The organism is Mycobacterium sp. IDUB_21, from assembly GCF_055419425.1.
The window spans coordinates 117213-135827 of the sequence record NZ_JBVAXQ010000014.1 but is presented as its reverse complement, the minus strand read 5'-3'; the positions used below and the strand labels follow the sequence as shown (position 1 = coordinate 135827).

Below are 18615 nucleotides of genomic sequence, written 5' to 3'. Positions count from 1 at the left end.
CCCGATGCTGCTACGCCGCTCCGAGCTGGCCGTGCCCGCGGCCAACGACAACATGTTCGCGCGGGCCGCCGCCTCCCAAGCCGACCTGGTCTTCTTAGACCTGGAAGACGCCACCGCGCCCGCGCACAAAGTGGCCGCGCGCGCCAAGGTCATCACCGCGCTCAACGAACTCGACTGGGGGCGCACCGCCCGCGCCATCCGGATCAACGGGCTGGACACCGCGTGGTGTCATGACGACATCATCGACGTCGTCACCGCCGCCGGCCACAACCTGGACACCATCGTCGTCCCCAAGGCCTGCACCGCCCGCGACGTGTGGTGGGTGGATCTGCTGCTCACCCAGTTGGAGACGAAACTCGGCCTGGAGCGCAAGATCCGCCTCGAAGTGCTCATCGAGGAGGTCGAGGGCCTGGCCAACGCCGAGGAGATCGCCACGGCCAGCCCGCGGGTCGACGCGCTGATCTTCGGGGTCGGTGACTTCTCGCTGTCGCAGGGCGCGCGGGTGGACACCAACTTCGCGCCGATCTGGGACTACCCGGGTGACTTCTGGCACTACGCCCGCAACAAAGTTCTGGTCGCGGCCCGCATCGCCGGGATCGACGCCATCGACTCGCCCTACCCCGACTACGCCGACCTGGACGGCTACCAGCGGGAGGCCAGGCGGTCCTCGCTGTACGGCTACACCGGAAAGTGGGCGATCCACCCCAGCCAGGTCCCGGTCGCCAACACGGTGTTCTCACCGACGTCCGAGGAGATCGCGCTCGCCGAACGCAACATGGCCGCCTACCGCGAAGGCGAGGCCAAAGGCCTGGGTGCGGTCGGGGTCGAAGGCGTGCTGGTCGACGCCGCGCACGTGAAAATGGCGCAGAACACCCTGGCCAGGGTCGCCCTGATCGACGGCGGCTAGCTATCCGGGGCAGCAGGCGTCCGTAGGCTGGACGGCGATGGATACCGAAGTGCTCGACGTCGACACCGCCCGGCGTCGCACCGTGGACCTCACCGCGCAGGTGCGGTCGTTCTGCGCGGCCCACGGTGACGGGTTGTGCAATGTCTTCGTGCCGCACGCGACGGCTGGGGTGGCGATCATCGAGACCGGAGCCGGCTCCGACGCCGACCTGGTCGACACGCTGGAGCGACTGCTGCCGCGCGACGACCGCTACCGGCACGCACACGGGACGCCGGGGCACGGGGCCGATCACGTCATGCCGGCGATCGTGGCGCCGTCTATCACGGTGCCGGTCGCCGATGGTGAGCTGCTGCTCGGCATCTGGCAGTCCGTGGTCCTCGTCGACCTCAACCGGGACAACCCGCGACGTTCGGTGCGGCTGAGTTTCGTCGACAGCGCCTGATCCGCACCCTCGAGCCGGTGATCGGCAGACCGGTACTGTAGGGCCGTCTAATAGGTGCGATAACGGCGGGAAAGCGACTTTCAGAGTGCAGACACACGAGATCAGGAAACGCTTCCTCGATCACTTCGTGAAGGCGGGCCACACCGAGGTGCCCAGTGCTTCGGTGATCCTCGATGACCCGAATCTGTTGTTCATCAACGCCGGCATGGTGCAGTTCGTGCCGTTCTTCCTCGGGCAGCGGACCCCGCCGTATGCCACCGCCACCAGCGTTCAGAAGTGCATCCGTACCCCCGATATCGACGAGGTGGGCATCACCACCCGGCACAACACCTTCTTTCAGATGGCCGGCAATTTCTCGTTCGGGGACTACTTCAAGCGCGGCGCCATCGAGCTGGCCTGGACGCTGTTGACCAACAGCGTCGACGAGGGCGGCTACGGGCTGGACCCGGAAAGGATCTGGGCCACGGTCTACCTCGACGACGACGAGGCGATGGCGCTGTGGCAGGAGATCGCCGGGTTGCCGACCGAGCGGATCCAGCGCCGCGGAATGGCCGACAACTACTGGTCGATGGGCATCCCGGGGCCGTGCGGCCCGTCATCGGAGATCTACTACGACCGCGGCCCCGAGTTCGGCGTCGACGGCGGCCCGGTCGCCAACGAGGACCGCTATATCGAGATCTGGAATCTCGTCTTCATGCAGAACGAGCGCGGCGAAGGTACCTCCAAGGAGGACTTCGAGATCCTCGGACCGTTGCCGCGCAAGAACATCGACACCGGGATGGGCATCGAGCGGGTCGCGTTCCTGTTGCAGGGTGTGCACAACGTCTACGAGACCGACCTGCTGAGGCCGGTCATCGATGTGGTGGGAACGGTGGCAGCGCGGCCCTACGACGCCGGCAACCCCGCCGACGATGTGCGCTACCGGATCATCGCCGACCACTCCCGTACCGCGGTGATCCTGATCGGCGACGGAGTCAGTCCCGGCAACGACGGACGCGGCTATGTGCTGCGCCGGCTGCTGCGAAGGGTGGTGCGCGCGGCCAAGCTGCTCGGCATCGACACCCCCATCGTGGGCGAGCTGATGGCGACCGTCCGCGACGCGATGGGGCCGTCCTACCCCGAACTGGTCACCGACTTCGACCGGATCAACCGCATCGCGGTCGCCGAGGAGACCGCCTTCAACCGCACCCTGGCCTCAGGATCCCGGCTGTTCGAAGACGCGGCGGCTGCGACAAAAGCCTCCGGGACCACCCTGCTGTCGGGAACCGACGCCTTCACCCTGCACGACACCTACGGCTTCCCGATCGAGCTGACGTGCGAGATGGCGGCCGATGCCGGCCTGAGCGTCGACGAAGCCGGCTTCCGGGAGCTGATGGCGCAGCAGCGGGCTCGCGCCAAGGCCGACGCCGCGGCCCGCAAGCACGCCCACGCCGATCTGAGCGCCTACCGAGATCTGGTCGACGCCGGACCGACCGAGTTCACCGGCTTCGACGAGTTGAGCTCGCAAGCAAGGATTCTCGGGATTTTCGTGGACGGCAAGCGGGTGCCGGTGGTGGCGCACAGCGGCGGCGCCGAAGTGCCGGATCGGGTCGAGCTGGTGCTGGACCGTACGCCGCTGTACGCCGAGTCCGGCGGCCAGATCGCCGACGCGGGCACCATCACCGGCGTCGGCAGCGGTGCCGCCGCTAAAGCACTCGTCACCGATGTGCAGAAGATCGCAAAAACATTGTGGGTGCACCGCGTCAACGTCGAATCCGGTGAGTTCGTGGAAGGCGACACGGTGACCGCGGCCGTCGATCCCGACTGGCGGCGCGGCGCCACCCAGGGCCACTCCGGAACGCACATGGTCCACGCCGCCCTGCGACAGGTTTTGGGGCCCAACGCCGTTCAAGCCGGATCGCTGAACCGTCCGGGCTATCTGCGGTTCGACTTCCAGTGGCAGGGTGCACTGAGCGAGGAACAGCGCACCCAGGTCGAGGAGGTGGCCAACGAGGCCGTGCAGGCCGACTTCGCGGTCAACACCTTCAATACCGGGCTCGAGCAGGCCAAAGCGATGGGCGCGATGGCGCTGTTCGGCGAGGCCTACCCCGACGAGGTGCGGGTGGTCGAGATCGGCGGCCCGTTCTCGCTGGAACTGTGCGGCGGCACCCACGTGCACAACTCGGCGCAGATCGGCCCGGTGACCCTGCTCGGCGAATCCTCGGTCGGATCCGGGATACGCCGGGTGGAGGCCTACGTCGGGCTGGACTCGTTCCGCCACCTGGCCAAGGAGCGGGCGCTGATGGCCGGCCTGGCGTCCTCGCTGAAGGTGCCGTCCGAGGAGGTGCCCGCCCGGGTGGCAAACCTGGTGGAGCGCCTGCGGGCCGCGGAGAAGGAACTCGACCGTGCCCGACTGGCGAGCGCACGCGCGGCCGCGGCAAATGCCGCCGCCGGCGCCGAACAAGTCGGTAACGTGCGCTTGGTGGTGCAGCGGATGTCCGGTGGGATCGGCGGTGGCGACCTGCGCTCGCTGGCCGGCGACATCCGCGGCAAACTGGGTGAGGAACCGGCGGTGGTGGCGTTGATCGCCGAGGCGCCTTCGGATTCGCCGGGCAACGTGCCCTACGTGGTGGCCACCAATGGCGCCGCGCAGGAACTCGGGCTGCGCGCCGACGATCTGGTCAAAGACCTGGCGGCGGCGGTGGCCGGCCGCGGCGGCGGCAAAGCCGACCTGGCGCAGGGCTCCGGTAAGGACTCTGGTGGTATCGACGCCGCACTGGCGGCCGTCCGGTCGGCGGTCGCCCGGAGCGCCCCGGCGTGACTGTGCCACAACATCGCACTCCGGACCGGCCCGGCGGGCCGGACGATCCCGGCCGCGGACGGCGGCTCGGAGTGGATGTGGGCAGCGTGCGTATCGGGGTGTCCTGCAGCGACCCCGACGGCCTGCTGGCCACCCCGGTGGAGACCGTTCGCCGGCATGCCTCAGGTTCGCATCTGCGGCGGCTGGCCGACCTGGTCGGCGAGTACGAGGTCGTCGAGGTGGTGGTCGGGCTGCCCCGGACCTTGGCCGATCGGACCGGTTCGGCCGCCGAGGATGCCATCGCGGTGGCCGACGAACTGGCCCGCGAATTGAAGAAGACGCTGGCTGCGGGATCGATGCCCGTGCCGGTGCGGCTGGCCGACGAGCGGCTCAGCACCGTGAGCGCGGCGCGCGCCCTGCACGCTGCCGGCATGCGGTCCAAACGTCAGCGGTCGGTGATCGACCAGGCTGCAGCAGCGACGATCCTGCAGAGCTGGCTCGACCAGCGCCGGGCCCTGACCGCACCGGCCCCGGCGGTTCCGACGGAGGACGATAGTGCCCGATGAACAACCAGGGACGGCTCAGGACAAACGCACCACGAAAGCCAAACCCGTTGCGGTCGGACCGCCGCGCCGCCGGATGAGCCGGGCCCAGCGGGCCCGAGATGACCGCAAGCAACGCCGGCACAACCGGCATCGCCGCCTGGTCGGCGGGCTGGGCGTGGCACTGGTTGCCATGATCGTGATCGCCGGGGTGTTCCTCGGCTCCAAGTTGTGGCACAAGCGCGGTCCGGTGGTCGATTACACCGGTGAGGGCGGCCAGCAAGTGCTCATCGAGGTGCACGAGGGCGACTACACCACCGCGATCGCCGAAACCATGCTGGGTGCCGGGGTGATCGCGAACGTCGAAAAGTTCCTCGACGCCGCGCACGGCAACGGTTCCATCGCTGCCATCCAGCCCGGCTTCTATCGGTTGCGGACCGAGATCCCGGCTGCCACCGCGGTGCACCAGCTCAGCGACCCGGCCAACCGGATGGGCAAGCTGGTGATCCCGGAAGGCCGCCAACTCGACGACACCACCGACATGAAGACCAACGCGGTGACCCCGGGGGTACTCACGCTGATCGCCGAGGCCAGTTGCCTGGACCTCAACGGCGACCGGCACTGCGTCAAGGCGCAGGATCTGCGGCGGGCCGCAGCGACGGAGACGCTGCAGGCGCTGTCGGTGCCGGCCTGGGCCGTCGACCCGGCGACCAAGATGGGCCGCGACCACCGCCGCATCGAGGGGCTGATCACGGCGGGCACCTGGAACGTCGACCCGACCGCACCGGCACCGGTGGTGCTGTCGAAGGTGATCGGCCAGAGTGTCGCGGAGCTGACCAAGTCCGGCCTGCCCGGCATCGCCGAGCAGCTGGGCATGACGCCCTACGAACTCCTGGTGGTGGCGTCGCTGGTGCAGCGCGAAGCCCTGCCGCAGGACTTCACCAAGGTGGCCCGGGTCATCGACAACCGGCTCAGCGAGCCGCAGCGCCTGGAGTTCGACTCGACGGTCAACTATCCGCTGGACCGCCAGGAGGTAGCCACCACCGACGCCGACCGGGCCAAGGTGACGCCGTGGAACACCTACGCCTCCGAAGGCCTGCCGGCCACCCCGATCTGCTCGCCGGGAGTGGAGGCCCTGCAGGCCGCCGAGCATCCCGAGCCGGGGGACTGGCTGTATTTCGTGACGATCGACAAGGACGGCACCACCTTGTTCACCCACAACTATCAGCAGCACCTGACCAACATCGAGATGGCGCTGGACAACGGTGTCCTCGACAGTTCCCGCTGACCCGCGGCCACGCAAGGCGGCCGTACTCGGCTCGCCGATCGCACACTCCCGCTCACCACAACTGCACCTGGCGGCCTACCGCGCGCTCGGCCTGCAGGGCTGGACTTATGACCGGATCGAGTGCGACGCCGACGAGTTGCCGGCGCTGGTAGCCGGATTCGGGCCGGAATGGGTCGGCGTGTCGGTCACCATGCCGGGCAAGTTCGCCGCGCTGTCCTTCGCCGACGAGCGCACACCGCGCGCCGAGCGCATCGGCTCGGCCAACACCCTGGTGCGCACCGCCGCCGGCTGGCTGGCCGACAACACCGACGTCGACGGGGTGAGCGGGGCGCTCGAGTCGGCCAGTCATGTTTCCGGGGAGGCGATCGTGCTCGGGTCGGGCGGCACCGCCCCGGCCGCGGCGGTGGCGTTGGCCGAACTCGGGGTCAGCCACATCACTGTGGCCGCTCGCAACCCGGACAACGCCGCCCGAATAGTGGCGTTGGCGACCGATGTCGGTGTGCCCGCACGGTATTGCGCGCTGGACGCTGCCGCACTGGGAGAGGCGGCGGCCTCGGCTTCGGTGATGGTCAGCACCCTTCCGGCCGACGTCGCGGCCGGGTACGCGCCGGTGCTGGCCGGGGTGCCGGTGCTGTTGGACGCGATCTATGACCCGTGGCCGACGCCGCTGGCGGCCGCGGTGAGTGCCGCGGGCGGCACCGTGATCAGCGGCCTGCAGATGCTGCTGCACCAGGCCTTCACCCAGGTCGAACTGTTCACCGGCCGGCCCGCACCCCGGGCGGAGATGACTTGCGCGGTCGCCGAGCCGGCCTGAGCATGGCTCCATGCAGGGGGCGGCGGCGGGCCTGGTGGCGGCGTGGCTGACGCTGCTGAGCAGCTATGACATCCGGCAGCGCCGGCTGCCGAACTGGCTGACGCTGCCGGCGGCGGTGGTGGTGCCGGCTGTCGCGGTCGAGGTCGGCCGAGGAACCGCGGCGCTGGCCGGGGCGGCGGCGCTGGCCGCGGTCTATCTGGCCGTGCATCTGATCGCGCCGGACGGGCTGGGCGCCGGCGACGTCAAGCTCGCAGCCGGCCTCGGCGCATTGACCGGCTCCTTCGGCGCCGACGTGTGGTTGCTGGCGGCGTTGGGTGCGCCGTTGCTGACCGGGGTGTGGGGCTTGATCGCCGCGGCCGGGCGACGGGGACCGACGATTCCGCACGGGCCGTCGATGTGCCTGGCCAGCGCGGTGGCGGCAGGTCTGGGGATGTACTGAGAATGCTGAGACACGTCGTGTGCCGAGGTAGCTGGCCGTTTGACGAGGGGCGAACACAAATTAACGGCATGGTTAGTCTTGACAGGAAACGTTTGCTACTCAGCCCATTATTAGCTAATATCTTCAGTATTGAACTCTGCTGACCGGGTGTAGCCAAGAGGGGGTGACCGTGAAGCGAGCCGTACTTGGGGGCGCAGCCGCTGCCGCGGTCGTCGTCGGGGCCACCGTGCTGGCTACCAACATGGCGTCACCGTCCCTGCCTGACGTGCAGGTTCCGGCGGTTTCGCTGTCCAGCGCCGAGGGGACCGACGCCACCGTGCAGTGGCTGGACCTGTTCGCGCAGACCTCTACCGGCAATGCCGACTCGTTCGGCGGGTACCTGCTGGACCCCAGCTCGGCCGTGCCGCCCGGCGAATCTCCGCTGGTGCTCATCGACCCGCAGAACTCCGCCGAGGACTTCGACCGGATTCTCGACGGGGTCGTCGGCAATGCGGGTAGCCAGCTCAAGGCGGTGACCTCGCCCAGCAACGGGCCCGACGCCGTCACCTATCTGATTCTCAAAAACGGTTCCTGACCTCCCTCCGGGGCGGTGGACCGGTTCGAATCCCGGTGAGCGCGGCACTGAGCCGTCTGTGTGCGCAACCGTAACGTCCTCCAAGCCCGGGGACCCAAGACCGGCATGGGAAGATGGGACACGTGTTGCGTTGGATAACCGCCGGGGAATCACACGGTCGTGCGCTGGTCGCCCTGGTCGAGGGCATGGTCGCCGGAGTGGCCGTCACCTCGGCTGACATCTCGACCCAACTCGCCCGGCGTCGTCTCGGCTACGGTCGCGGCGCCCGGATGAAGTTCGAGGCCGACGCGGTCACCGTGTTGTCCGGGATGCGCCACGGTGTCAGCCTGGGCGGCCCGATCGCGGTCGAGATCGGAAACACCGAGTGGCCCAAGTGGGAGACGGTGATGTCCACCGATCCGGTGGATCCGGACCTGCTCGACAGCGAGGGCGGGGCCCGCAACGCACCGCTGACCCGTCCGCGGCCCGGCCACGCCGACTACGCCGGCATGCTCAAATACGGCTTCGACGACGCCCGGCCGGTGCTGGAGCGGGCCAGCGCCCGCGAGACGGCCGCCCGGGTCACCGCCGGCACCTTTGCGCGCGCATTCCTGGACCAGGCCTTGGGCGTGCAGGTGATCTCCCATGTGATCTCGATCGGCGCCTCCGAGGCCTACGACGGCCCGGTGCCGCAACCCGGGGACCTGGCCGCCATCGACGCCAGCCCGGTACGGGCCTATGACGAGACGGCCCAGGAATCCATGATCGCCGAGATCGAGGCGGCCAAGGCCGACGGCGACACCCTGGGCGGGGTGGTGGAAGTGGTCGTGTCGGGCCTGCCGATCGGGCTGGGTTCCTTCATCAGCGGCGACGACCGCCTGGACAGTCAGCTGGCCGCCGCGGTGATGGGCATTCAGGCGATCAAGGGTGTCGAGATCGGCGACGGTTTCACCACCGCCCGCAGGCGCGGCAGCGCGGCCCACGACGAGATGTACCCCGGCCCCGACGGTGTGGTGCGTTCCACCAACCGGGCCGGCGGGCTCGAGGGCGGGATGACCAACGGCCAGCCGTTGCGGGTGCGCGCGGCGATGAAACCGATCTCCACCGTCCCGCGGGCACTGGCCACCGTCGACATGGCCACCGGCGACGAAGCGGTCGCGATCCATCAGCGCTCCGACGTGTGCGCAGTCCCGGCCGCGGCAGTGGTCGCCGAGGCCATGGTGGCGTTGGTGCTGGCCCGGGCGGCGCTGAACAAGTTCGGGGGAGACTCGCTGACCGAAACCCGGCGCAATATCGAGGCATACCTGCGTTCGGTGGCAGAGCGGGGACCGGCGGGCGGCCAGGCCCGGGCATCGGGGTAGACGCCGTGACGCCCAGAGCGGTTCTGGTGGGGTTGCCCGGGGCGGGCAAGTCCACTATCGGACGGCGCCTGGCCAAAGCGCTCGGCGTCGAGATACTCGACACCGATGCCGTCATCGAGGCCCGCACCGGACGTAGCATCGCCGACATTTTCGCCACCGACGGCGAGCAGGAGTTCCGTCGCATCGAAGAAGAAGTGGTGCGCGCGGCGCTGGCCGACCACGATGGTGTGCTGTCACTGGGTGGGGGAGCAGTCACCAGTCCCGGGGTGCGCGATGCGCTGGCCGGTCACACCGTGGTGTTCCTTGAGATCAGTGCCGCCGAAGGCGTACGGCGCACCGGTGGCAGCACTGTACGGCCGCTGCTGGCCGGGCCGGGCCGGGCCGAGAAGTTCCGCGAGTTGATGTCGCAGCGGGCGCCGCTCTACCGGCGCCTCGCGACGATTCGGGTCAACACCAACCGGCGAAACCCGGGAGCGGTGGTGCGCTATATCGTGTCCCGACTGCAGGACGCCGCGCCGAGCGCCGATACCACTCGGGCCACCCGAGCCACTCCGGCGCAGCCACCGCCGCCGCCGGCACCCGCCGGCTCACCGCCCACCCCCGCCACGATGGCCGCACGACAGACCGGAGGACGCAAGTGACCCAGATTCCCGAGCCGATCACCGTAACGGTGGCCACCGATCCGCCGTACCCGGTGGTGATCGGCAAAGGCCTGCTCGGTGATCTCGCCGGCCTGCTCGCCGGCCGCAACAAGGTCGCGATCCTGCACCAGCCCACGTTGGAGGAGACCGCGGAGGGAATCCGGGCCTATCTGTCCGACAAGGGAATCGAGGCGCACCGCATCGAGATACCGGACGCCGAGGACGGCAAGTCGCTGCAGGTGCTGGGCTTCATCTGGGATGTGCTGGGGCGGATCGGCCTCGACCGCCGAGACGCCCTGGTCAGCCTCGGGGGAGGCGCTGCCACCGATGTGGCCGGATTTGCGGCGGCCAGTTGGCTACGCGGCATCTCGATCGTCCATGTGCCGACCACCTTGCTGGCGATGGTCGATGCCGCGATCGGCGGCAAGACCGCCATCAACACCGAGGCCGGCAAAAACCTGGTCGGCGCGTTCCATCAACCGGCGGCCGTCGTCGTCGACCTGGCCACCCTGGAGACGCTGCCGCAGCGCGAGATCGTCGCCGGCATGCCCGAGATCGTCAAGGCCGGTTTCATCGCCGATCCGGTGATCCTGGACCTGATCGAAGCCGATCCGAAAGCCGCGATGGACCCGACCGGCGAGGTGCTGGGCGAGTTGATCCGCCGCGCGATCACCGTCAAGGCCGAAGTCGTCGCCGCCGACGAACGGGAGTCGGGCCTGCGCGAAATCCTCAACTACGGCCACACTCTCGCGCATGCAATCGAGGCGCTGGAGCACTACCAGTGGCGCCACGGCGACGCGGTGTCGGTCGGGTTGGTCTTCGCCGCCGAGCTGGCCCGGGTGACCGGACGACTGGACGACGAGACCGCCGACCGGCACCGCTCGATCCTGCTGTCCCTGGGCTTGCCGGTCAGCTACTACGAAAGCGCCCTTCCGGCGCTGCTGGAATACATGATGGGGGACAAGAAGACCCGGGCCGGCGTGCTGCGGTTCGTGGTACTCGACGGCCTGGCCAAGCCGGGCCGGCTGGATGGGCCCGACCCGATGCTGCTGGCCGCCGCCTACGACGAGGTGGGCCGGCGTTTCCGATTGGAGCGACGGTGAACCGGATCAACGTCATCAACGGCCCCAACCTGCAACGGCTGGGCCTGCGAGAGCCGGATGTCTACGGCGACACCAGCTATGAGGACCTGCAGGCGCTCATCGAGCGGGAAGCACGTGAGCTCGGTGTCGACGTCGTGGTACGGCAGAGCGACAGCGAAGCCGAACTGCTGGCCTGGATTCATTCCGCCGTCGACGCCGCCGAACCGGTGATCCTCAACGCCGGTGGCCTGACCCACACCTCGGTGGCGCTGCGCGACGCGTGCGCCGAGCTCACTGCTCCGCTGATCGAACTGCACATCTCCAATGTGCATGCCCGCGAAGACTTTCGGCGGCACTCCTACCTGAGCCCCATTGCCAACGGGGTGATCGTCGGCCTGGGCGTGCGGGGCTACCTGCTGGCGCTGCGCTACCTGGCCGAGTCGTCGGGCTAAGGGCCGCAGAGGCCGCTAAGCGTCGTTGTCCTTGACCGGGGGGATCTCGGTGGTCGCTTCGGTGTCGGCCGGGAATTCCTCCGTGGTGAAACCTGCGCTCGGCCCGGCCAGCGTCGCGTCGGTGCCGGTATGGGCGTCGGCCTCGGCTGCGCCAGCCTGGCTGGTCCCGATGGCCGCGGTGTCAGAGGTCTCCTCGGCGGCCACCGGGGCGGCGCCCACGGTGGCGAACACATCGGTCGCGGGGGCGGCCTCGTCATGGGCGGCCAGGCCGTGGTGGCGCTGCGGCGACTTCTCGTATTCCTTGTCGACGCGCCGGCGTCCGAGCGTGACCGCGGCCACCGCCGGCACGAACACCAACAGCGCGGTGAAGGCCGCGAAACTGGTCAGCTCGTTGAAGAGTGAGCTGACGTAGAGCGCCTTGTCGACCAGGCCGATGATCCACGACACCACGCCGCCGACCAGTCCGGCGACCAGTCCGGCGCCCAGCCAGGTCATGGCGAGGTCGTCGCGCCGGTCCGGGTCGGGGTTCGCTCCGGCGTCGGCGCGGCCGTCGGAATAACCCCACACCATGACCGCGATCACGAACAGAATCATCAGGATCAAGCTGATCAAGCCGGCCTGCGACTCGAAGGCGTTGATCAACACCCCCTGGATCAGTCGGATGACGACCATCAGCGCTGCGAAGACCAACCCGCGAAGAAACCACTTGCTCATGGGGGCACAGCGTAGCGAGTACCGTCACACCGCGTGACACATTCCTCCCGTCGGCTGCGTCTGAGCGCCGCGATCGGTGCGGCCGATCTGGACGCGATGCTGGTCACGGACCTGGTCAACGTGCGTTATCTGTCCGGTTTCACCGGTTCGGCCGGCGCTCTGCTGGTTTACGCCGACGAACGGCCGCCGGTGTTGGCGACCGACGGCCGGTACCGAACCCAGGCCGCCCGGCAGGCTCCGGATCTGCAGGCGGCGATCGAGCGGGCCGGGGTGAGCTACCTGGCCGCGCAGGCCGCGGCGGCCGGAGTGCGCCGGCTGGGGTTCGAGGGGCACGTGGTCACCGTCGACGGGTTCGACATGCTCTCGGCAGCCTTTCAAGCGGGGGGAGCCGCAGCTGAACGCGCCGTCGCGGGTGCCGAGCTGATTCGCGCCTCGGGCACGGTGGAGGCGTTGCGGGAAGTGAAAGACGCCGGCGAGGTGGCGCTGTTGCGGCTGGCCTGCGAGGCCGCCGACGCCGCGCTGACCGACCTGGTGGATCGCGGTGGCCTGCGGCCTGGCCGCACCGAGCGGGAGGTCCGCCGGGAACTGGAAGCCCTGATGCTCGACCACGGCGCCGACGGCGCCTCCTTCGAGACCATCGTGGCCGCCGGCCCGAACTCGGCGGTACCGCATCACCGGCCCACCGACGCCGTGCTGGCCGCCGGCGACTTCGTCAAGATCGACTTCGGGGCCCTGGTGGCCGGCTACCACTCCGACATGACCCGCACCTTCGTGCTGGGGCAGGCCGCCGACTGGCAGCGGGAGATCTACCAGGTGGTCGCGGCCGCGCAGCGGGCCGGTAGGGAGGCGTTGCAACCGGGTGCCGGGCTGCGTGACGTCGACACCGCCGCGCGTGCGGTGATCGCCGACGCCGGGTACGAGAAGACCTTCGGTCACGGCCTGGGTCACGGGGTGGGGCTGCGGATTCATGAAGCGCCGGGAATCAACGCGACGGCCGACGGTACACTGCTTGCCGGTGCTGTGGTGACCGTGGAGCCCGGCGTCTATCTGGCTGATCGTGGCGGGGTCCGTATCGAGGACACGCTCGTGGTCGCTGATACTGCCGGGCAAACCCCGGACCTGCTGACTCGGTTCCCCAAGGAACTGACCATTCTCTAGGAGACGTGAACGACCGTGGCTTCAACTGCTGACTTCAAGAACGGGCTGGTGCTGGTGATCGACGGCCAGCTCTGGCAGATCACCGAGTTTCAGCACGTCAAGCCGGGCAAGGGCCCGGCCTTCGTGCGTACCAAACTCAAGAACGTGGTGTCGGGCAAGGTCGTGGACAAGACCTACAACGCCGGCGTGAAGGTGGAGACCGCCACCGTCGACCGCCGTGATGCCACCTACCTGTACCGCGACGGCAACGACTTCGTGTTCATGGACAGCGAAGACTACGAGCAGCACCCGCTGCCCGAATCGCTGGTCAGCGACTCGGCGAACTACCTGCTGGAGAGCATGCTGGTTCAGATCGCCTTCCACAATGGGGTGCCGCTGTACCTGGAGCTGCCGGTGAGCGTCGAACTGGCGGTCACCCACACCGAGCCCGGCCTGCAGGGCGACCGCTCCAGCGCGGGCACCAAGCCGGCCACCATGGAGACCGGCGCCCAGATCAACGTGCCGCTGTTCATCAACACCGGAGACAAGCTGAAGGTCGACACCCGCGACGGCAGCTACCTGGGACGGGTCAACTCCTGACCATGCCGGATGGCAAGCCGCCGAGGCCTGCGAGGTCTGTCAAGGGCCGGCATCAGGCCCGCAAACGCGCAGTTGATCTGCTGTTCGAGTCCGAAGCCCGTGGCCTGACCCCCGCCCAGGGCGCCGAGATGCGGGCGGCACTGGCCAGCGAGCAACTCGACGTGGCACCGCTGCATCCGTACACGGTCATGGTGGCGCACGGCGTGGCCGCCCACAGCGCTCATATCGACGACCTGATCACCTCGCACCTGCAAGGCTGGAGGCTGGAGCGACTGCCGGCCGTCGACCGCGCGATCCTGCGGGTGGCGATCTGGGAGCTGCTGCACGCCGAGGACGTGCCCGAGCCGGTCGCCGTCGATGAGGCGGTGAAGTTGGCCAAGGAGCTGTCCACCGATGAGTCACCCGGCTTCGTCAACGGGGTGCTGGGCCAGGTGATGCTGGTGACGCCCCAGCTGCGGGCGGCATCACAGGCGGTCCGCGAGGCGAGCAAGGCCGCCGAGCCCGAGCCCGCAGCTGAGTCCGAACCCGGCCCTGACGAGTAACGCCGTCTCAGTGCCGGGGTGGGCAACTGCCCTGCGGCCCGCGCGGAACGCACCGGACGAGTTGGTCGTCCCGATCGTGCAGGCACCAGAGGTAGAAGGCGTCGCCGATCTTGTTGACGCCCTCGAACGGGCTGGCCGTCACCTCGCCGTCGGCGATGACTACTGCCTCGCCCTGCACCGCGGCGGCGCAGCCTGCGGCGCCCAGTCGTTCGCAGGCCTCCTCGGCCGTCTGCGTGCCGGCCAGAGCGGTCGTATAGACGTCGATATCGACGATTTCATCCACCACCAGACCGAGGCTACCGACGGCGGTGTCGCGGCGACATGGTATTCGGCTTCCGGATCGTAGGGCCTTTTACCCTTGTGAGCCCCTAGCCGGACGTGACCGAAAGCACCCCGCCCTACCGCGGCGCAGGCCACACTGGCCCTATGAGCTCGGACAGCGACGGGAGGCGCCGGAGGCTACGAGTTTCGGCGCTGGCGGCAGTGGCGAACCCGTCGTACTCCCGGGTCGACACCTGGAACCTGCTCGACGACGCCTGCCGCCAACTGGCCGAGGTCAACCGGAACGGCCTGGACACCACCCACCACGCTGCGCGGGTGAAGCGCCTACTGGACCGGCTCGGCGCCTACGAGCGCTACTGGCTGTTCCCCGGCGCCGCGAACCTGACAGCGTTTCGCGGCTATCTCGAGTCGATGGCAACCGTGTCGTTGCGCGAGCAGGTGTCGCTGGTGGTGCGGCTGCTGTCGGACTACGGCGACCGGGCGGCACTGTTCGACCTCGGCGCGCCGTTGTCCGACCAGGAGTTGGTGTCTCAGGCTCGGCAGCAGCAGTTCTACACCGTGCTGCTGGCCGACGACTCGCCGCCGGAGGCCCCCGAGAGCCTGGCGGAGAATCTGCGCGCACTGCGCAAACCCGACGACGAGGTGCAGATCGAACTGCTGGTGGTGTCCAGCGTCGAGGACGCCGTCACCGCGGTCGCCCTCAACGGGGAGATCCAGGCGGCGATCGTGCGGCATGACCTGCCGTTGCGGTCGCGCGACCGAGTGCCGCTGATGACCACGCTGCTGGGCGCCGAGGACGACGCCGGGATCGTCGACGGCGGCCACGATGCCATCGAATGCGGCGAGTGGATGCGCCTGTTGCGGCCGCACATCGACCTCTATCTGCTGACCGACGAGTCGATCGCCGCCGACACCGAAGACGAGCCCGACGTCTACGACCGCACCTTCTACCGGCTCAACGACGTCACCGACCTGAGCAGCACCGTGCTTGCCGGGATCCGGAAACGTTACGCCACACCGTTTTTCGATGCTCTGCGGGCCTACGCCGCCGAGCCGGTCGGTCAGTTCCACGCGCTTCCGGTGGCGCGCGGCGCCAGCATCTTCAACTCGCGTTCGCTGCAGGACATGGGGGAGTTCTACGGCCGCAACATCTTCATGGCCGAGACCTCGTCGACTTCCGGCGGGCTGGATTCGCTGCTCGACCCGCACGGCACCATCCGGGTCGCCATGGACAAGGCCGCGCTGACCTGGAACGCCGACCACACCTACTTCGTCACCAACGGCACCTCGACGGCCAACAAGATCGTCGTGCAGGCGTTGACCCGGCCGGGCGACATCGTGCTGATCGACCGCAACTGTCACAAGTCGCACCATTACGGCCTGGTGCTGGCCGGTGCGTATCCGATGTATCTGGACGCCTACCCGCTGGCGCCGTTCGCCATCTACGGCGCGGTGTCGCTGCGCACCGTCAAGCGCGCGCTGCTCGACCTGGAGGCCGCCGGGCACCTTCACCGGGTCCGGATGCTGCTGCTGACCAACTGCACGTTCGACGGCGTCGTCTACAACCCGCAGCGGGTGATGGAGGAGATCCTGGCCATCAAGCCGGACATCTGCTTCCTGTGGGACGAAGCGTGGTACGCGTTCGCGACGGCGGTGCCGTGGGCCCGGCAGCGCACCGCGATGGTCGCCGCCGAACGCCTCGAGACCATGCTCTCCTCACCCGGCTACGCGCGGGAGTACCGAGAGTGGCGCGCCACCATGGCGGGCGTCGACCGGGACCAGTGGAGCGAGCACCGGCTGCTGCCGGAGCCTTCGGCGCGGGTGCGCGTCTATGCGACCCACTCCACCCACAAGTCACTGTCGGCGCTGCGGCAGGCGTCGATGATCCACGTCCGCGATCAGGACTTCAACGCGCTGGCCCGCGAATCGTTCACCGAGGCGTTTTTGACCCACACCTCGACGTCGCCGAATCAGCAGCTGCTGGCGTCGCTGGACCTGGCCCGCCGGCAGGTGGACATCGAAGGCTTCCAGATGGTCCGGCGGGTCTACGACATGGCACTGGTGTTTCGCCACCGGATCCGCAAGGACCGGCTGATCAGTAAGTGGTTCCGCATACTCGACGAGGACGACCTGGTGCCCGACCGATTCCGGGCGTCGACGGTCAGGTCCTACCGCCAGGTCCGACAGGGTGCGCTGGCCGAGTGGAACGAGGCGTGGCGTTCCGACGAGTTCGTCCTCGACCCGACCCGGGTCACCCTGTTCGTCGGCAAGACCGGGATGAGCGGCTACGACTTCCGCGAGAAGATCCTGATGCAGCGTTTCGGAATTCAGATCAACAAGACATCCATCAACTCGGTGTTGTTGATCTTCACCATCGGCGTCACCTGGTCCAGCGTGCACTACCTGCTCGACGCGCTGCGCCGGGTCTCGACCGAACTGGACCGGGCCTGGAAAGCGGCCAGCACCGACGATCGTGCGCTGCAGCAGCGCAGGATCGTCGAGATCACCGAGGATCTGCCGCCGCTGCCCGATTTCAGTGAGTTCGATGCCGCGTTTCGGCCCGAAGGCGCAAGCACATTCGGTGATATGCGCTCAGCGTTCTACGGCGGCTACGAGGAGTCCGATCGCGAGCATGTGCTGCTCGGCGACGCCGGCCGCCGGGTCGCCGACGGCAAGACCCTGGTGTCGACCACCTTCGTGGTGCCGTATCCGCCCGGCTTCCCGGTGCTGGTCCCCGGACAGGTGATCTCCAAGGACATTCTGTACTTCCTGGCCGAACTCGACGTCAAAGAGATCCACGGCTACAACCCCGAGCTGGGGCTGGCGGTGTTCACCCCGAAGGCTTTGGCCCGCTACGCCCGTGCACCTGCGGCAGGCGATTTGCCTCAGCGCGATTGTTAACCGGCCCGCCTGCGCTGCCGCGGCGCAATGCGGGCGCGGCGGCCGGTTTCCGCTGGCAGCCGGGTGCTGCCGGGTGGCGCAATGAATTGCTCGGCTGATCAGCAGGATTCGCTGTGCTGCCATTGCCGTCGCTGCGCCCTTAGCGTGTCTGCATGGCCGAAGTCCCTGTGGCAGCAAGCCCGATCCGCCGAGCGGACCGGGCGCGGCAGGTCGCCGACGTACTGCGCCACCAGATCCATGGAGGCGCCTATGACGTGGGACTTCCCGGCGAATCGGAATTGGCAGACGAATTCGCCGTCTCCCGCAACATTATTCGTGAGGCACTGGCTGCGCTGAAGGACGAAGGGCTGATCCACCGGGGGCCGAGGACCGGCACTCACGTGGCGCAGCTCAAAGTCGACCATGACCTGGACACCCTGCTCGGCCTGCAGGAGACCTTCGATGCTCAAGAGGTCCGCAACGAAGTGCGGGTCGCGACGGTGGTGTCCGCCCCGCCCTCGGTCGCCCGGCGATTACTGCTCGGCGCCGGCGCGAAGGTGGTGTTCATCGAACGGCTGCGGTACCTCGGTGACGTGCCCCTGAGCCTGGATCAGACCTATCTGGCACCCGACATCGGCGCCGCCGTGCTGACCCATCCGCTGGAGGCCAACGATGTCTTCCCCCTGCTCGAACAGATCAGCGGGCAGCGCCTCGGCGCCGCCAGCCTGGCGCTGGAAGCGATTCCGGCAGATCCGCACTCGGCCGCGCTCCTGCAGATTCCGCGCGGCGCGGCGCTGCTGATGCTCGAGCGCCTCACCAACTTCGAAGACGGCAAACCTGTCGACCTCGAATACATCCGGATGCGTGGTGACCGGGTCACCATGCGCGGCAAACTGACAAGGAGCATTCCATGACGCTGGTCAACGGCCGTTCCGACGTACCCGTGACGATCGACGAATCGCTGTGCATCCAGGGCTGCACCCTGTGTGTCGACATCTGCCCGCTGGATTCACTGGCGATCAACCCGGACAACGGCAAGGCCTTCATGCACGTCGATGAGTGCTGGTACTGCGGACCGTGCGCCGCCCGGTGCCCAACCGGGGCGGTCACCGTCAACATGCCCTTCCTCATCCGCTGAATACATTGACCGCCAAGGTGTT

General features: G+C 68.5%; 19 protein-coding genes and 1 pseudogene. 18 read left to right on the top strand and 2 right to left on the bottom strand.

Going from position 1 to position 18615, the window contains the following annotated elements:
• Nucleotides 1-4: 4 nt before the first annotated feature.
• The 12 genes and pseudogenes from ACZYY4_RS19325 (at nucleotide 5) to aroQ (ending at nucleotide 11300) form a co-directional block, all read left to right on the top strand.
• The gene (locus ACZYY4_RS19325; RefSeq protein ID WP_463811615.1) at nucleotides 5-907 is read left to right on the top strand and encodes an HpcH/HpaI aldolase/citrate lyase family protein; all 903 of its coding nucleotides are present in this window, start codon (nucleotides 5-7) and stop codon (nucleotides 905-907) included.
• Nucleotides 908-956: 49 nt separating this feature from the next.
• Complete coding sequence (locus ACZYY4_RS19320; protein ID WP_463811648.1) at nucleotides 957-1349, top strand: secondary thiamine-phosphate synthase enzyme YjbQ; 393 nt, start codon at nucleotides 957-959, stop codon at nucleotides 1347-1349.
• An 85-nt stretch (nucleotides 1350-1434) separates the two neighbouring features.
• On the top strand, nucleotides 1435-4149 hold the full coding sequence (gene alaS / locus ACZYY4_RS19315) for an alanine--tRNA ligase (RefSeq protein WP_463811614.1): 2715 nt from the start codon (nucleotides 1435-1437) through the stop codon (nucleotides 4147-4149).
• A complete protein-coding gene (ruvX, locus tag ACZYY4_RS19310) occupies nucleotides 4146-4694 on the top strand; it encodes a Holliday junction resolvase RuvX (protein WP_463811613.1) in 549 nt (182 codons plus the stop codon). The genes alaS and ruvX overlap by 4 nt, the downstream gene beginning before the upstream one ends.
• A 73-nt stretch (nucleotides 4695-4767) precedes the next feature.
• The gene (mltG, locus tag ACZYY4_RS19305) at nucleotides 4768-5958 is read left to right on the top strand and encodes an endolytic transglycosylase MltG (RefSeq protein WP_463811646.1); all 1191 of its coding nucleotides are present in this window, start codon (nucleotides 4768-4770) and stop codon (nucleotides 5956-5958) included.
• Nucleotides 5936-6772 (top strand): shikimate dehydrogenase, encoded by an 837-nt coding sequence (locus tag ACZYY4_RS19300; RefSeq protein ID WP_463811612.1) that lies wholly within the window; start codon nucleotides 5936-5938, stop codon nucleotides 6770-6772. The genes mltG and ACZYY4_RS19300 overlap by 23 nt, the downstream gene beginning before the upstream one ends.
• Nucleotides 6773-6782: 10 nt before the next feature.
• Nucleotides 6783-7211 (top strand): prepilin peptidase, encoded by a 429-nt coding sequence (locus tag ACZYY4_RS19295; protein ID WP_463811610.1) that lies wholly within the window; start codon nucleotides 6783-6785, stop codon nucleotides 7209-7211.
• 163 nt (nucleotides 7212-7374) lie between these two features.
• The gene (locus tag ACZYY4_RS19290) at nucleotides 7375-7785 is read left to right on the top strand and encodes a hypothetical protein (protein ID WP_463811609.1); all 411 of its coding nucleotides are present in this window, start codon (nucleotides 7375-7377) and stop codon (nucleotides 7783-7785) included.
• Between the two features lie 122 nt (nucleotides 7786-7907).
• A complete protein-coding gene (aroC, locus tag ACZYY4_RS19285; RefSeq protein WP_463811608.1) occupies nucleotides 7908-9125 on the top strand; it encodes a chorismate synthase in 1218 nt (405 codons plus the stop codon).
• A 5-nt stretch (nucleotides 9126-9130) separates the two neighbouring features.
• Nucleotides 9131-9658, top strand: a pseudogene (locus ACZYY4_RS19280) (shikimate kinase); the annotation flags it as partial.
• Between the two features lie 104 nt (nucleotides 9659-9762).
• A complete protein-coding gene (aroB, locus tag ACZYY4_RS19275; RefSeq protein ID WP_463811607.1) occupies nucleotides 9763-10869 on the top strand; it encodes a 3-dehydroquinate synthase in 1107 nt (368 codons plus the stop codon).
• On the top strand, nucleotides 10866-11300 hold the full coding sequence (aroQ, locus tag ACZYY4_RS19270) for a type II 3-dehydroquinate dehydratase (protein WP_463811606.1): 435 nt from the start codon (nucleotides 10866-10868) through the stop codon (nucleotides 11298-11300). The genes aroB and aroQ overlap by 4 nt, the downstream gene beginning before the upstream one ends.
• Nucleotides 11301-11315: 15 nt before the next feature.
• Here the strand turns inward: aroQ and ACZYY4_RS19265 are convergent, their stop codons facing one another.
• Nucleotides 11316-12014, bottom strand: a complete 699-nt coding sequence (locus ACZYY4_RS19265) for a B-4DMT family transporter (RefSeq protein ID WP_463811605.1) — start codon at nucleotides 12012-12014, stop codon at nucleotides 11316-11318.
• A 33-nt stretch (nucleotides 12015-12047) separates the two neighbouring features.
• Between ACZYY4_RS19265 and ACZYY4_RS19260 the strand changes: the two genes are divergently transcribed.
• From ACZYY4_RS19260 to nusB, 3 genes are read left to right on the top strand one after another with little or no spacing between them, the layout of a single operon-like run.
• Nucleotides 12048-13172 carry a M24 family metallopeptidase gene (locus tag ACZYY4_RS19260; RefSeq protein ID WP_463811604.1) on the top strand — a complete coding sequence of 375 codons (1125 nt, stop codon included), beginning with the start codon at nucleotides 12048-12050 and terminating at the stop codon, nucleotides 13170-13172.
• A gap of 15 nt (nucleotides 13173-13187) precedes the next feature.
• On the top strand, nucleotides 13188-13751 hold the full coding sequence (gene efp, locus ACZYY4_RS19255; RefSeq protein ID WP_463811603.1) for an elongation factor P: 564 nt from the start codon (nucleotides 13188-13190) through the stop codon (nucleotides 13749-13751).
• A gap of 2 nt (nucleotides 13752-13753) precedes the next feature.
• A complete protein-coding gene (nusB, locus tag ACZYY4_RS19250) occupies nucleotides 13754-14293 on the top strand; it encodes a transcription antitermination factor NusB (protein ID WP_463811602.1) in 540 nt (179 codons plus the stop codon).
• A gap of 7 nt (nucleotides 14294-14300) precedes the next feature.
• On the opposite strand, the gene ACZYY4_RS19245 is transcribed toward nusB, so the two are convergent.
• Nucleotides 14301-14579, bottom strand: coding sequence for a hypothetical protein (locus ACZYY4_RS19245; protein WP_463811601.1), 279 nt, complete (start codon nucleotides 14577-14579; stop codon nucleotides 14301-14303).
• A gap of 140 nt (nucleotides 14580-14719) precedes the next feature.
• Between ACZYY4_RS19245 and ACZYY4_RS19240 the strand changes: the two genes are divergently transcribed.
• The 3 genes from ACZYY4_RS19240 (at nucleotide 14720) to ACZYY4_RS19230 (ending at nucleotide 18593) form a co-directional block, all read left to right on the top strand.
• Nucleotides 14720-17476, top strand: a complete 2757-nt coding sequence (locus ACZYY4_RS19240) for an aminotransferase class I/II-fold pyridoxal phosphate-dependent enzyme (RefSeq protein ID WP_463811600.1) — start codon at nucleotides 14720-14722, stop codon at nucleotides 17474-17476.
• Between the two features lie 152 nt (nucleotides 17477-17628).
• Nucleotides 17629-18369: a GntR family transcriptional regulator gene (locus tag ACZYY4_RS19235; protein WP_463811599.1), complete on the top strand. Its 741-nt coding sequence runs from the start codon at nucleotides 17629-17631 to the stop codon at nucleotides 18367-18369.
• Nucleotides 18366-18593, top strand: coding sequence for a 4Fe-4S dicluster domain-containing protein (locus ACZYY4_RS19230; RefSeq protein WP_463811598.1), 228 nt, complete (start codon nucleotides 18366-18368; stop codon nucleotides 18591-18593). Before ACZYY4_RS19235 ends, ACZYY4_RS19230 begins: the two co-directional genes overlap by 4 nt.
• Nucleotides 18594-18615: the final 22 nt, after the last annotated feature.

What these genes read in the sequence shown, in the direction of transcription:
- ACZYY4_RS19325 (WP_463811615.1), top strand. Translation starts at nt 5, where the DNA reads ATGCTGCTACGCCGCTCCGAGCTGGCCGTGCCCGCGGCCAACGACAAC.
- mltG (WP_463811646.1), top strand. Translation starts at nt 4,768, where the DNA reads ATGAGCCGGGCCCAGCGGGCCCGAGATGACCGCAAGCAACGCCGGCAC.
- ACZYY4_RS19240 (WP_463811600.1), top strand. Translation starts at nt 14,720, where the DNA reads ATGAGCTCGGACAGCGACGGGAGGCGCCGGAGGCTACGAGTTTCGGCG.
- nusB (WP_463811602.1), top strand. Translation starts at nt 13,754, where the DNA reads ATGCCGGATGGCAAGCCGCCGAGGCCTGCGAGGTCTGTCAAGGGCCGG.
- ACZYY4_RS19265 (WP_463811605.1), bottom strand. Translation starts at nt 12,014, where the DNA reads ATGAGCAAGTGGTTTCTTCGCGGGTTGGTCTTCGCAGCGCTGATGGTC.
- ACZYY4_RS19235 (WP_463811599.1), top strand. Translation starts at nt 17,629, where the DNA reads ATGGCCGAAGTCCCTGTGGCAGCAAGCCCGATCCGCCGAGCGGACCGG.
- ACZYY4_RS19295 (WP_463811610.1), top strand. Translation starts at nt 6,783, where the DNA reads ATGCAGGGGGCGGCGGCGGGCCTGGTGGCGGCGTGGCTGACGCTGCTG.
- ACZYY4_RS19230 (WP_463811598.1), top strand. Translation starts at nt 18,366, where the DNA reads ATGACGCTGGTCAACGGCCGTTCCGACGTACCCGTGACGATCGACGAA.